General features: G+C 31.5%; 11 protein-coding genes, 1 tRNA gene and 1 rRNA gene (1 of these 13 running past the window's edge). 10 read left to right on the top strand and 3 right to left on the bottom strand.

Annotated elements, in window-relative coordinates; genetic code table 11:
* From F3K33_RS02130 to F3K33_RS02155, 6 genes are all read left to right on the top strand, one after another.
* Positions 1-1,316 (top strand): 23S ribosomal RNA (locus F3K33_RS02130); it begins 1,595 nt to the left of the window's first position.
* A gap of 72 nt (positions 1,317-1,388) precedes the next feature.
* Positions 1,389-1,463, top strand: a tRNA-Asn gene (locus F3K33_RS02135).
* 165 nt (positions 1,464-1,628) lie between these two features.
* A complete protein-coding gene (locus F3K33_RS02140) occupies positions 1,629-2,726 on the top strand; it encodes a polysaccharide deacetylase family protein (protein WP_023974822.1) in 1,098 nt (365 codons plus the stop codon).
* A gap of 291 nt (positions 2,727-3,017) precedes the next feature.
* Positions 3,018-4,403: a TldD/PmbA family protein gene (locus F3K33_RS02145; protein ID WP_039771773.1), complete on the top strand. Its 1,386-nt coding sequence runs from the start codon at positions 3,018-3,020 to the stop codon at positions 4,401-4,403.
* A 2-nt stretch (positions 4,404-4,405) separates the two neighbouring features.
* Complete coding sequence (locus F3K33_RS02150; RefSeq protein WP_023974824.1) at positions 4,406-5,749, top strand: TldD/PmbA family protein; 1,344 nt, start codon at positions 4,406-4,408, stop codon at positions 5,747-5,749.
* A 45-nt stretch (positions 5,750-5,794) separates the two neighbouring features.
* Positions 5,795-6,604, top strand: a complete 810-nt coding sequence (locus F3K33_RS02155) for a putative ABC transporter permease (RefSeq protein ID WP_023974825.1) — start codon at positions 5,795-5,797, stop codon at positions 6,602-6,604.
* A gap of 56 nt (positions 6,605-6,660) precedes the next feature.
* Here F3K33_RS02155 and F3K33_RS02160 read toward each other — a convergent pair whose 3' ends face one another.
* Positions 6,661-8,544 carry an LTA synthase family protein gene (locus tag F3K33_RS02160; protein WP_023974826.1) on the bottom strand — a complete coding sequence of 628 codons (1,884 nt, stop codon included), beginning with the start codon at positions 8,542-8,544 and terminating at the stop codon, positions 6,661-6,663.
* A 289-nt stretch (positions 8,545-8,833) separates the two neighbouring features.
* Between F3K33_RS02160 and yedF the strand changes: the two genes are divergently transcribed.
* Both yedF and F3K33_RS02170 read left to right on the top strand, forming a co-directional pair.
* Positions 8,834-9,406: a sulfurtransferase-like selenium metabolism protein YedF gene (gene yedF / locus F3K33_RS02165; RefSeq protein WP_023974827.1), complete on the top strand. Its 573-nt coding sequence runs from the start codon at positions 8,834-8,836 to the stop codon at positions 9,404-9,406.
* Between the two features lie 24 nt (positions 9,407-9,430).
* Positions 9,431-10,387 (top strand): NAD(P)/FAD-dependent oxidoreductase, encoded by a 957-nt coding sequence (locus F3K33_RS02170; protein ID WP_023974828.1) that lies wholly within the window; start codon positions 9,431-9,433, stop codon positions 10,385-10,387.
* Between the two features lie 77 nt (positions 10,388-10,464).
* On the opposite strand, the gene F3K33_RS02175 is transcribed toward F3K33_RS02170, so the two are convergent.
* Positions 10,465-11,028, bottom strand: coding sequence for a GDSL-type esterase/lipase family protein (locus F3K33_RS02175; RefSeq protein ID WP_023974829.1), 564 nt, complete (start codon positions 11,026-11,028; stop codon positions 10,465-10,467).
* Between the two features lie 21 nt (positions 11,029-11,049).
* Positions 11,050-11,748, bottom strand: a complete 699-nt coding sequence (locus tag F3K33_RS02180) for a RusA family crossover junction endodeoxyribonuclease (protein ID WP_039771775.1) — start codon at positions 11,746-11,748, stop codon at positions 11,050-11,052.
* Positions 11,749-12,223: 475 nt separating this feature from the next.
* On the opposite strand from F3K33_RS02180, the gene tsaD reads away from it, so the two are divergent.
* Entirely contained in the window at positions 12,224-13,243 is a 1,020-nt protein-coding gene (tsaD, locus tag F3K33_RS02185) for a tRNA (adenosine(37)-N6)-threonylcarbamoyltransferase complex transferase subunit TsaD (RefSeq protein ID WP_039771777.1), read from the top strand.
* Positions 13,244-13,252: 9 nt separating this feature from the next.
* A complete protein-coding gene (locus F3K33_RS02190) occupies positions 13,253-14,254 on the top strand; it encodes an alpha/beta hydrolase (RefSeq protein WP_023974832.1) in 1,002 nt (333 codons plus the stop codon).
* Positions 14,255-14,462: the final 208 nt, after the last annotated feature.

Raw genomic sequence — 14,462 nt, forward strand, 5'->3', positions numbered from 1 at the left:
CATGCTTCCAAGAAAAGCATCTAGAAAGAGAAGTAGTGCCCGTACCGCAAACCGACACAGGTAGATGAGGAGAGAATCCTAAGGCCGACGGAAGAATTGCAGTTAAGGAACTAGGCAAATTGACCCCGTAACTTCGGGAGAAGGGGTGCCTGAGAAATCAGGCCGCAGAGAATAGGCACAAGCAACTGTTTAACAAAAACACAGGTCTCTGCTAAAGCGAAAGCTGATGTATAGGGGCTGACGCCTGCCCGGTGCTGGAAGGTTAAGGGGAACACTTAGTGAAATATCGCGAAGGTGTGAACTTAAGCCCCAGTAAACGGCGGCCGTAACTATAACGGTCCTAAGGTAGCGAAATTCCTTGTCAGGTAAGTTCTGACCCGCACGAATGGCGTAATGACTTGTGCACTGTCTCAACTGCAAATCCGGCGAAGTTGTAGTGCGAGTGAAGATGCTCGCTACCCGCGATTGGACGGAAAGACCCCGTAGAGCTTTACTGTAGCTTAGCATTGAATTTCGGTATTGTCTGTACAGGATAGGTGGGAGACTGGGAAACTAGGGCGTCAGCCTTGGTGGAGTCGTTGTTGGGATACCACCCTGATAGTATTGAAGTTCTAACTGGATGCCATGAAACTGGTGACAGGACATTGTTAGGTGGGCAGTTTGACTGGGGCGGTCGCCTCCTAAAATGTAACGGAGGCGCCCAAAGGTTCCCTCAGAACGGTCGGAAATCGTTCGAAGAGTGTAAAGGCAGAAGGGAGCCTGACTGCGACACCTACAAGTGGAGCAGGGACGAAAGTCGGGCTTAGTGATCCGGTGGTACCTCGTGGGAGGGCCATCGCTCAACGGATAAAAGCTACCTCGGGGATAACAGGCTGATCTCCCCCAAGAGTTCACATCGACGGGGAGGTTTGGCACCTCGATGTCGGCTCGTCGCATCCTGGGGCTGAAGTAGGTCCCAAGGGTTGGGCTGTTCGCCCATTAAAGCGGCACGCGAGCTGGGTTCAGAACGTCGTGAGACAGTTCGGTCCCTATCCGTCGCGGGCGTAGGAAATTTGAGAGGAGCTGTCCTTAGTACGAGAGGACCGGGATGGACTGACCTATGGTGTACCAGTTGTTTCGCCAGAAGCATAGCTGGGTAGCTAAGTCGGGAAGGGATAAACGCTGAAAGCATCTAAGTGTGAAGCCCACCTCAAGATGAGATTTCCCATAGCATAAGCTAGTAAGACCCCTTGAAGACTACAAGGTTGATAGGTCAGAGGTGTAAGTATGGTAACATATTTAGCTGACTGATACTAATAGGTCGAGGGCTTGACCAATATAATCAAGTTGTAATATACATTAAAATTATATGCAATTTTGAAAGAACATTATATTCTTTCAAATGACGTTCCGCGATAGCTCAATGGTGGAGCACTCGGCTGTTAACCGATAGGTTGGAGGTTCGAGTCCTCTTCGCGGAGCCATATTTATAATAAAAGAATTTTTAGTCGAGAAATCGGCTTTTTTTTGTTGTATAAAATAGAGTAAAAACTTATACTATATATGGATGTGAAATTTATTAATAATTAAATTAGATACTACGGAATAATTAATAATAAAATCTATTGAAATATAAGAGGTATTATAATATGAGCGATGACATTAATAATAGTATGAATTATAGTAATGGAACCAGTGAGGTTAATGAAGCAAAAGAAGCTGATGAATCTATTGAAAATAGTGAGATAGATGATAATTCTAAAACCAATAAAGGTAATTCTGAGACCAATGATATTAGTGATAATATAAGGCCATTTGAGATCGATGAAGTTGGTGAAGAAGATTTCAAAAGTATAAAAAAAAGAAAATTTGCTATTTTACTTACGATAATAGGTGTAGCTATAATTATAGGAATCGCTATTACGCTACAAAAATTTGTTATGAATAAGCAAACAGCAGAAGCTCTTAATGCAAATGAAAATCCATATTCTGAAGGAGATAAAAACCAGACAGATAGTAACGTATATAATTCAGCGGGAAGTTCAGAAGTAGAGGATGTTGCTTTTATAGAAAAATATTTAAATCAGCAGATGAAGGGTCAAATGCCTGATGGAGCTGATGGAAAGAAAGTTGTTTATTTAACATTTGATGATGGTCCATCAGAAACTGTGACTCCAAAAGTTTTAGATACTCTTAAAGCAGAAAATGTTCATGCTACTTTTTTTCTTGTGGGAAAAGCAATAGATGAAAGTGAAACTAATAGAAATATAGTTAAAAGAGAATTTGCAGAAGGAAATGCAATAGGTAATCATACTTATTCACATAATTATGGATATTTATATCCAAATGGAAAAATAAATTTAGAAAATTGTATTTCTGATTTTGAAAAAACTAATCAGTCTTTGAAAAACATTTTAGGACAGGATTTTTCTACACGAGCTGTTAGATTCCCAGGAGGTCAAATGACATGGGATAAGAAGGACCCATCGGGGGCTGATGCAATGGATAAGGCTCTTCATGAAAAAGACTATCATCAAATAGATTGGAATTCATTGTCTCAAGATGCAGAAGGGGCACATAAAAATGCAGACCAGCTAAAACAGGAAGTTATAAAAACTGTATCAGGAAGAGAAAAAGCGATAATATTAATGCATGATACTTATGGAAAAGAGGAAACTGCAAGAGCATTGCCAGAAATAATCAAATATCTAAAACAACAAGGATATGAATTTAAAATTATGAAATAGCCTAATATGACTATGTTGATTTTCATTTATTTTAATTTATGTAGCTAAACTTTGGTTACATAAATTAAAATAAATAAAAATGACATAGTTTTTTTATATAATTGGTACAAATATTATTTTTATCAATTAATTGAAATAGAAATAATTAATGATAAACTATTAATATATAATTAGATTTGCATACATGGAAGCACTAAGGTTATAATTTATAACAATAATCTTAATAATAGAATGTATATAATTATAATATTACTGAAAATTATCTTTATATTAGAAATAAGGAGGAATAAGATGTTATCAAAAAATATTGTAGCAGAGGTATTAGCAAAGTGCTTAGTAACTGGTGGCGATTTTGCTGAGATATTTGAAGAAAATTCAATTAATAATTCTATAGCATTAATTGACGGCAAAGTAGATGATGCCATAGGTGGAAGAAGTTATGGTATAGGAATAAGAATATTCAAGGGATTGAACAGTGTATATGCTTATACAAATAATAATAGCTTAAGTGGTCTTTTAGACACTGCCTATAGAGCAGCTTTAGCCTTAGGTGATGTAAATAAAAATGAAATAAATTCAATAGTATTGACTGAGAAGAGTATATCTACAATACATCCAATATTGTATTATCCTAAGGATGTTGCATACGATAGAAAAATAGCAATTTTAAAAAGTGCGTATAATGCAGCAAAGAATTATAACAGTGATATTTCTCAAGTTATTACGAGTTATGCAGATAAAGAGCAAAATATTTTAATCGCGAACACTGAAGGTTTATATGTTCAAGATACAAGAATAAGAACAAGGTTAGGCATAAGTGCAATAGCATCAAAAGGAAGCGAAAACCAAACTGGATTTGAAGGACCTGGAAGACATATGGGAATTGAAATGTTTGATAGTGTTGATCCAGAATATCACGGAAAGGAAGCAGCGAGAATGGCTCATACGATGCTTTATGCAAAGAACTGTCCAGCAGGTAATATGACTGTTGCTATAGATAATGGGTTTGGGGGTGTTATATTCCACGAAGCTTGTGGACACTCTTTAGAAGCCAGTGCTGTAGCTAAAGGAAATTCAGTCTTTGCTAATAAATTAGGTGAGAAAATCGCATCAACAAAGGTAACAGCTATAGATGATGGAACTGTACCTAATGCTTGGGGATCGCTAAATATAGATGATGAGGGTAATAAGACACAAAAAAATATTTTAATTGAAAATGGTGTTCTAAAAGGTTATATGATTGATAAGTTAAATGGAAGACGTATGAATATGGAGGCTACAGGAAGTTCAAGAAGACAAAGTTACAAGTTCCAACCAACTTCAAGAATGACTAATACCTATATAGCAGCTGGAAATGATAATCCGGATGATATCATTAAATCTATAGAAGAAGGATTATATGCAAAGAAGCTAGGAGGCGGATCGGTTAACCCTGTAACTGGTGAGTTTAATTTTGCAGTTCAAGAAGGGTACTTAGTTAAAAATGGTGTGATTCAGGAGCCGGTAAGAGGAGCAAGTCTTATTGGTAAAGGTAGTGAAGTACTTATGGATATAGATATGGTCGGAAATAATTTAGATGTAGCTCAAGGTATGTGTGGCTCATCATCAGGAAGTATTCCTACCAACGTAGGTCAGCCTATGATTAGAGTAAAGAAAATGACTGTTGGAGGTAGATAAATATGGATTTTGAATTATTTAAAGAAGAATTATTTAAAGAAGCTAAGAATTCAGGCTTTGAAGAGTTTGAAATATATTATTCTGATGCTGAAAGTTTAAGTTTAAGTATTTATGAAGGCGAAGTTGAAAAATATAAACTAAATAATGCCTTTGGTCTTTCGTTCAGAGGAAAAATCAATAACAAAATGGGATATTCATATACTGAAATATTAGATGAAGAAGCAATAAAAACTCTTATAAGAAATGCAAAGGAAGCGGCATTTGCTATAGAAAATGATGATGAACAGTTTATATATGAAGGGGATAAGGAATATAAAGAATTAGACTGTTACAAAAAAGATTTGGATAATATTAAGCCTGATGAGCTTATAGCTCTTTCTTTAGAAATAGAAAAGGAATGTAAAAAACAATGTGATAAAGTTGTAAGTTTCCAAGGTTGTGGAATTGGATATGGTAAAGCTACTTATGGAATAATAAATTCAAAGGGACTTAATTTGAAAAATGAAAGGAATAATCTAAGTGCATATGTCGTTCCAATAATACAAGATAATAGTGAAAAGTATGATGGAACAGGATATGTTATGGCTAAAAAGATAGATGACATAAATCCAGAAAGTTTAGCTAAGCAAGGTCTTGAAGAAGCGCTTTCAAGAATTGGTGGAAAAAGTATTCCGTCAGGCAAATATAAGATAATTATAAATAACGAGGCCATGGTATCACTGCTTGGAACTTTTTCAGGAATTTTTAATGCAGAGCAAGCACAAAAAGGGTTATCTTTGCTGAAAGGAAAAGAAGGGGAAATTATAGCATCAGATGTAGTGACTCTAATTGATGATCCTCACTTAAAGGATGGGCTTGGAACAACTTCATTTGATGATGAAGGAGTAGCAACTATCAAAAAAGAGATAATATCTAAAGGAAAATTGAATACATTATTATATAATCTAAAAACTGCGCATAAGGCAGGAATTAAATCTACAGGAAATGGATTCAAGGCTTCGTATGCATCAATAGTAGGTGTTAGTGCCACAAATTTTTATATAAATCCAGGTAATAAATCTTTTGAAGAACTTTGCAATGAAGTTAAAGAAGGTGTAATAATTACAGATTTTGCAGGCCTTCACTCTGGAGCTAGTGCTGTAACTGGAGATTTTTCTTTAGCAGCTAAAGGATTTATGATTGAAAATGGAAAGAAGAGCTTTCCGGTAGAACAAATTACAGTTGCAGGAAATTTCTTTACATTACTGAAAGATATAGAGGAAGTAGGAAGTGACTTAAAGTTCCCGATGAGTAGCATAGGATGTCCGTCAGTTGTTGTGAAAGAACTTTCAATAGCTGGAAAATAATTTTGTTATTAATTTGATAGATATGCTAAGGTAGGTTAAATAGTTATGAATATAATCTATATTTATCTTTTTTCTTTTATAATTTATAGCTTTCTTGGATGGATATGTGAAACTATATATTGCTCTATAATCGATATGGAGTATGTAAATAGAGGTTTTTTAAAAGGACCATTTTGCCCTATCTATGGATCAGGTGCACTTATAGTAATTATATTGCTGGCTCCATTTTCAGATAATATTATAATTTTATTCTTGAGTGCAATGATTTTTACAAGCATATTAGAGTATTTAACAGGTTTTTTGCTAGAAACAATATTTAATCTTAAATGGTGGGATTATTCAGGCTATAAATTTAATATAAAGGGCAGAGTATGTCTATTAAATTCAGTGTTATTTGGTCTTTTATCTCTAATCACAATAAAAGTTATTAATCCAATTATAATAGACTTAGTTAGTCACATATCACTAAAGGTTTCTATGTGGATTTGTAATATTTCACTCTTATATTTATTAACAGATGGGATAACTACAACAGTTAAAGTTTTGAAATTAGGTGGAAAACTCAAAGAAATGAGCGCTTTATTTGATGAGATAAGAGAAAAAACTGAAAGCTATAAAGTGGTCCTACAACAAAATTTAAGCAGATTTGATGGCTTGATAGAACAGGAAAGTGAAAAAGTTATTCATGCGAAAGAACAAATTAGCAAGCTAAAATTTAAATTAGAAAATTTGGTTTTAAACAATAAGGCCGTGAATAAACGAATAATTAAAGCATTTCCAAATATAAAGTCTTTGAAGTATCAACATTCACTAGATAGATTAAAAGAAGAGATAAAAAAAATTAAGAAAAAATAAAAGAGATGGTCGAATTTTATTTGACCATCTCTTTACTATAGTTAAAATATCATTATCTAATTAGAATTATGAGCATAATTTGCACGTATCATTTTATCCGAAAGATCTAATGATTTTTTATAAATATCTTTTTCTTTATCTGTTAAGTTTTCCCCACCTTTAAGTGTTCCATTAGTTATTACGGCAAAAGATTTATTTGTATTTAATAAGTTTCTACCTAAAGCAGTGTTCTCATACTTATCTTTATCGACTCCAAGTAAATATAAGAGTGTTGGCATTACATCAACCTCGCCATTATACATTTTATCAAATGTTTTTCCTTCATTTGTAGATGGATTATAGATAATAAATGGAACAGTCGGATTTCCTGTATTTAGATACCAATCTTCTTTATGAGATAGTTGCCCAATGCTATCGTCATAATATTTATGAATTCCTGTATGGTCACCCATTATTGCTATAATGCTATTTTTAAGTAATCCTTCTTTATCTAATTGATCAATAAAATAACCTATTTGTTTATCTGTATAGTGAAGACTTTCAAAATACCCACCAAGTTTACTTTCATTTAATTCAGGATCAAGTCCAAGTTCTCTGTACTTTTCAGGAAGATCAAATGGACCATGGCTTGTCAATGTTACAGTTTCAGCGTAGAATGGCTGCTTTAATTCTTTTAACATAGGAACAACTTGTTCGAAGTATCTTTTGTCACTTATACCAAGGCCAATTTGTTCATCAACATTAAATGAGTAGTAGTCAGTAAATTTATCAAAACCTATTCCAAGCAATCCGTTTTTATAATTCCAAAAAGAACCTTTGTCAGGATGAATAGCAGAAGTAGCATAGCCTTCACCTTCTAATAAATTTGGTAACGAATTATAATTAGTATTTGGATATCTAAAGAATGTACTTCCTTGTCTTAAAGGCAACATTGAAGTATTAACCATTAAATCAGCATCGGAGCTTGTCCCTTCGTTTACTTGCTCAAAGGTATTAGGGAAGTACAATGATTTTTGTACTAATTTATTCAAATTAGGTGTTATTTCTTTTCCATTAACTGTTTTTCCGATAACAAAGTTTTCTAAAGATTCAACTTGAATATAAATTAAATTTTTTCCTTTTGCCATGCCAAGGTATTCATTATCTGGAAGGTTCTCTTTTTTTATTTCAAATAACTCATTTATATCGGCTTTATCTTGATCTGTCAATTTATATGGTTTAGAATCTTTATAAACTGTATAACAGTCCATAATATGATATCCAATAGGAGAAAAATACTTGGCAGTATTTGACTTATCATAATTACTGAATAAGTAAGCATTATGAACATCTGTATTATTGAATACAGTTATACTGATAGGTACATAAATTATAAATAATATTGGCAATACAAAAGTACAAAAGAATGTTTTAAATGCTCGTTTATGTACTTGAGTAAATGATTTTCTGGTTATGTAAGCATATATACCTAGTATTATAAAATCAAATGCAAATATAAAATCTAAATTGCTGGTCATTGATAATATACTTCCAGACATATTATCTAAATTAGCAGTTTGAGTTAATATTAATGCAGATGGAACAGTTAAAAAACCTCTAAAATACCAGACATCAACTAATATTAATAGTGTTAAAGAAAAATCGATTACTAGAGTATAGATTATTCTGCCTTTACCTTTAAATAATAATGAGAAACTTAAGAATATTAAAGTAAAGGCCACATAATAATTTAAGAAAGAACTAGCAGATTCATAGCCAGTAGAAAAACTGAATGTATATGGATCTTTGCTCGTAACAAATCCTTGAAATATAATCCCCTTTAATACTATAGAGACAAGAGCTATTAGAAAGAAAATTAATCTTATAACCTTATCTTTTTTTATATTATTTTCTAAGCTATTTTTAAAAAAATTAACAACATATGAGTTAGAAGAACTCATGATTTCACCTCAATTCAATATATCACTACATTATAGTATACATAAATTTATGGATTAAACAAATATAAATTAATGATATATTAGTAATTAAAAGGTAAATAATTTGTGAATAAAAAACTATATATAAAAATTAGCATGGTATACTATTAATGTGGGAAAACTTATATAATAGACTTATAATAACTTAATTTAATATATTTTTAAATTAAGTTATATATTAGTTAAGAAATCGATTGAAAAATTTGATATATTAATTATAGATTAAAATAATTATAAAGGGGTCAAACATATGAAAGAAATAGATTGCAGAGGATTATCGTATCTACAAATAATAAGAGAAGTTAAGAAGTATTTTAATTCAATTGGAGAAGGAGAAGCTGTTGTAGTAGTAAACAATGAATTAGGGCGGTCCAATGTTATAAGGTATGCAGCACATAAAGGATATAAAATAGATATAGAGGATGAAAAAAATAGATTTTTAATAAAGATGGAAAAGAGAGGATGCTTAGAATCAGAAGATGAGGAAGAAATTTTTTCTATATTAATAACAAGAGATAAAATTGGTGAGGGAAATGATGATTTGGGAATAACTCTAATGAGTGAATATTTCGAAGCATTGAATGAGTATGATAAACTTCCAAAAGAAATTTTATTCTTAAATTCAGGGGTTAAGTTGTTTAAAAGGGATTCTAAGGCTATAGAAGATATACGAATGTTATATAAAAAGGGCGTTAAACTTTTAATAAGTGATACATCATTAGACTATTATAAATTAACAGAACAAATAACTTTTGGAGAAATAGCAAGCATGTATGATATGGTAGTTGCAATGAAGAAAGCAAAGAAATTAATAAAGCTTTAGGAATTAATGGTGGAGGATATTATAATGCCAGATTATGAATTAATTATTATTGGAGCAGGAATAGCTGGAATGACAGCTGCACTTGGAGCTGCAAGAGAGGGAATAACAAAAATACTAATTATTGAAAAAGAGTCTAACGTTGGGGGAATAATTAATCAATGTATTCATAATGGCTTTGGAAAAAACTTTCTAGATGAGCCAGTGACCGGTCCTGAGTATATTGATTTTATAGAGAGGCAGTTAGGAGAATTTGAAATAGAAATACTTTTAGATACTACAGCTTTAGAAGTGACTGAAGGAAAAAAAGTTACATATGTAAATTCTAGAGATGGTATTAAAGATTTAACCGCTCAAGCAATAATATTTGCTATGGGAGCAAAAGAAACATATTCAGGAAATGTTATAATTCCTACAAATGGACTTACAGGAATATTCACTGTAGGAGAGGCTCATAAAATAATTAATTTAGATGGATATCTACCAGGAAGAAGGACTGTGATTATAGCGAAAAATAAATGGGGATTCATAGTTGCAAGAAGGCTTATAGTAGAAGGTGGAAATATAGAAGCGGTTGTCATTGAGAATACATTTGAAGAAATGGCTAATTCGGAAATACGAGATATTGTTGATGGCTTTGATATACCAGTAATAGAGAATTCTAGAGTAACAGAAATTGAAGGGAAAACGCGAATTGAGAAGCTAAAAATAGTTAATTTAGAGAATGAAGAAATAATAGAAAAGGAATGTGATTCACTTCTATTATCAGTTAATTTCTTGCCAGAAACAACCGTAATTAAAAAAACAAGTTTTGATATAAATTCTAAGACATCTGGATTTGAAGTAGTAGACTTTGCAACATCTTTAGAGGGTTTTTTTGCTTGTGGAAATGTTATATACGGAGAAAATGCGTTTTGGATGGAAGAAACTGATGGTATACAATGTGGAATTATTGCGGCTAGATTTGTAAAGGAAAGCATGTAGAAGTTAGGTAGAGATATATTAGCAGTAATATAATAAAAGCTAAAATTACTGCTAATTAGTTCACAGAATAATATGGTTTAAAAATAATTGAGAGCATTTTCATACATTAGATGATGGCCAAGTGAATTCAAGTGAATTCCATCTAAATAAATATCATCCCTATTAAATGTCAAATCGTAGAAATTGATAAATTGAAGATTGTATTTATTAGATAATTTAATTAGTTCATCCTTTAAATATTTGAGTTCTTTTTCTGCATAAGAATATAGATGCGAAGGAGAAAAAAGCGAATTTGCCATTTGGCCAATAATCTTAGGGGGAATTCCTAAAGTCACTTTTGAGCCTATATTTAGTCCATCATTAATCATTATTTCAATATTACTAATTATAAAAGGAATTTTGCGTCCTAGAAGAAGATCATTGCTACCTCCCATTATAAAAATTTTCGATGGAGAATAAATTAAAACATCATCATTATAGCGAGTAAGCATTGAAGTGGTAGTATCACCATTACAGGCTTTATTTAATGATGAAAGGGAGCGTTCTTGCGTAAGTTTGTAAACCCAAGAATTTTGTTTAGTTACCCCATATCCTAAAGTTAGGCTGTCTCCAAAGAAAATGATATCAAGCTTATTATTCATATATAGACTCCTTTTATGTAATTAGAATAGTTTGTTAAAGCACTTTTTACATATTAATGTTTTTCCTGAATCGGCTTTTACATAATCATCTGAAATAATGGCTTTATTGCAGATGCTACATATAATCATTTCGCTAGACATTAATGAGTTAGATGAGGTCTTTTTTGATTTTTTATCACGTTTATTTTCAGCATTGCAATCAAGTTTATCTTTTTGATAATTAGTTGCAGAACTACTAGTTTTATCAGATAGTATATTTTTTCTTATTGGAGAATATAATTTAGGTTTTAAGGAAGTAGTTCTTTTGACAACTTTATAGCTAAAATCATATTCACTTTCAGTAAAGAGTTCTAGTTCAAATCTTGGATTCTCTTTATCATAATATTCTTCTGTAAAGATTTTGGTTATCTGAGCATCATTTATAATTAATCCACTTTTTTCAATTCCATCAAATATACTTTTGGTAATATTAATGGTATCTGGATGACGCTTTTCACTTTTATAATATACTCTTAGTAAAGCTATTAGACTTTCAGAAAAAACAACATCAGGATTTTGATTTCTTGCAAGAAGTGCTATTTCCTGTTCGTATAGAGCATACCTATCATGATATTTTCCAGAGCTATGTGGTAGGATTGCACGTCCATTTAGATTGTGTAACTTAAAATTAGATTTTGTAATAGGTGATCCTTTAATTATAACTTTAGCATAGTTAGACATTTAAATTCTCCTTGTGAAAGTATATTTGTTATCTCAAATATACATCATATGTATCTTTTATACAACAAGTTAATATTGCAATGAAATTGTTAGAATAAGATATACGTTAAGTGTATTTTTGTAACTAGAAAAATTGAACTTTGATAATATTGTATAGATAAAGTATAATATTTTAGTAATTAAAATATAGAATAGTTTGTGCATTAAAAAGATATGATTTCATAAATATTAAGAAGATATTAAACAATATATAAATACGAGATTTTATCTTTTTTTTAAGATAAAATAGATTTAGATAAATTAAATAATGCTATAGTAAGTATTTAATTTATTTAGTTCTTAATTTTAACTAATATATCAAAGTTTTTTCTTGTTAGATTAGTTAAAATTAAGTTCTAAATAGGCTTAATCAGCTTATTTAGATAGATAAGAATAAATAATTTTATTTGAATTGTAATAAAAAGAGGTATTAGATATGGATAAAAAAATAATTTTAGCAATAGAATCAAGTTGTGATGAAACTGCTGCTGCAGTAGTTGTGAATGGTAGAGAAGTTTTATCAAATATAATTGCATCACAAATTGATACTCATAAAAAATTTGGAGGAGTGGTTCCAGAAGTCGCATCGAGAATGCATATTGAAGCAGTAGATAGCGTTGTAAAAGCCGCATTATTAGAGGCAGGGATATCAATAGATGATGTTGACGCAATAGGAGTTACGTATGGACCAGGACTTGTTGGGGCACTTTTGGTTGGGCTTCAATACGCAAAAGGATTGGCATTAGGTTCTAAAAAGCCTTTAATTGGGGTTAATCATATACAGGGACATATTAGTGCTAATTTTATTGAGCATAAAGATTTAAAACCACCTTTTGTATCACTAGTGGTTTCAGGAGGACATACTTTTATTGTGCATGTAAAAGGATATAGGGATTTTGAGGTTATTGGCCAAACAAGAGATGATGCGGCAGGAGAAGCTTATGACAAGGTGGCAAGAGCATTAGAACTTGGATATCCAGGTGGGCCCAAAATAGATAAGCTAGCGAAGCAAGGAAATAAGGATGCAATAGAATTTCCAAGAGCTAAGTTTCAGGATGATACATTAGATTTTTCTTTTAGTGGAGTTAAATCGGCTGTGTTGAATTATTTAAATAAAGCAAAAATGAAGGAAGAAGAGACAAATAAAGCTGATATTGCAGCGTCATTTCAAAATGCGATAATAGATGTATTAAAGACCAATTTATTCTTAACTTGTGAGAGAAAAGGAATAAAAAAGATTGCAGTGGCAGGTGGTGTTGCATCAAATTCTTGTTTAAGAGAAACTTTGCTAGAGGAAGGTAAAAAAAAGGGGATTGAAATTCTATTTCCATCACCTATATTGTGTACAGATAATGCAGCAATGATAGGAAGTGCAGCATATTTCAACTATCAAGAGGGAGCAGTATCAGATTTAAATATAAATGCAAAACCTAACTTAAAACTAGGGGAGAGGTAGAGGCTAGGTATGAAGCTGTTATCACATTCTAATGGAGTACATAAGGTTGAGAAAGATAAAACCAGCAAAAGGAGCATTTTAAAAAAATGTGTTATCTTTTTTGTGGGATTATCTATCTTTGGTTTTTTAGTGCAAATTTTAAATGACTTTGTAGATAATACAAGATTAAAATCCAGATTTAAGTATGTCAGAATAGATGGACGTAAAATGGAGTATAAACTTAAGACTGGTGGAGATTATACTGTAGTATTTGATGGATCAATTGGAACTACAATGTATGAGTGGGATGATGTTTGTAAGTCATTAGAGGAGAAGAAGATATCTACCTTTACATATAATAGAGAAGGATATGGATTTAATGATGGCGGGGATAATAGAACACCAGAAGAGCAGGCTAAGGATTTGAAAGCATTGCTTAGAAAAGCTGGAGCACCAGAGCCATACGTTTTAGTTGGAGAGGAGTACGGTAGTCTGGTTCTTAGTAATTTTGCCAATTTATATTCAGATTCAGTAGCAGGAGTTGTGTTAATTAACCCAATATCAGAGGAAAATATTCAAACTAAGGAATTTAAGAATAGTATTAAGTCCAAATATTATAGAAGTATATTTGAGAAAATGGGTACGAATTTTAGTTTGACTGCATTGCTAAATAAAGCAGGGTTAACCATGGAAAATAATACGTTTAAGAAGTATTTAAATCAGAATGAATTAGATGAATTTCAGAGTTTTGAAAATAAGAAAAATTATAAACAGGCAGTTTCAAACGAACTAGAAAATTTATATAAAGGCATTTCGAATAGTCAAACTAATGAACTACTAGGAAATAAGCCATTATATTTAATAACTAATAATGAAGATGATCCTGTTAAAAAGATTGGTAATACAACAGTAACAACTATATATAAAGAGGAAATAGAGGGATCTCCAATGTCTGTATTAGATCCTGACTCAGTAGTTACCGGCGTTAATAGTGTTTTAAAAGATGCTAAGAAGGCAGCTAAAAAATCTTGATGCTAATAAATATGTATATTTTATTAAATATTAAGTATTATTGAATAATTAAGAAATAAAGCTTCTATTGGGCTAAAATTCATAAAAAATTATATCAAATTATATATTCTTGTCATTTGTTTGACACATAATAAATCTATACTAACACTATAAAGATAATACTAGTAGATATTTAAAGTATTCTAATATACTTTATAAGAACGAATTT

Source organism: Clostridium beijerinckii, assembly GCF_008705175.1.
GTDB lineage: Bacteria > Bacillota > Clostridia > Clostridiales > Clostridiaceae > Clostridium > Clostridium beijerinckii.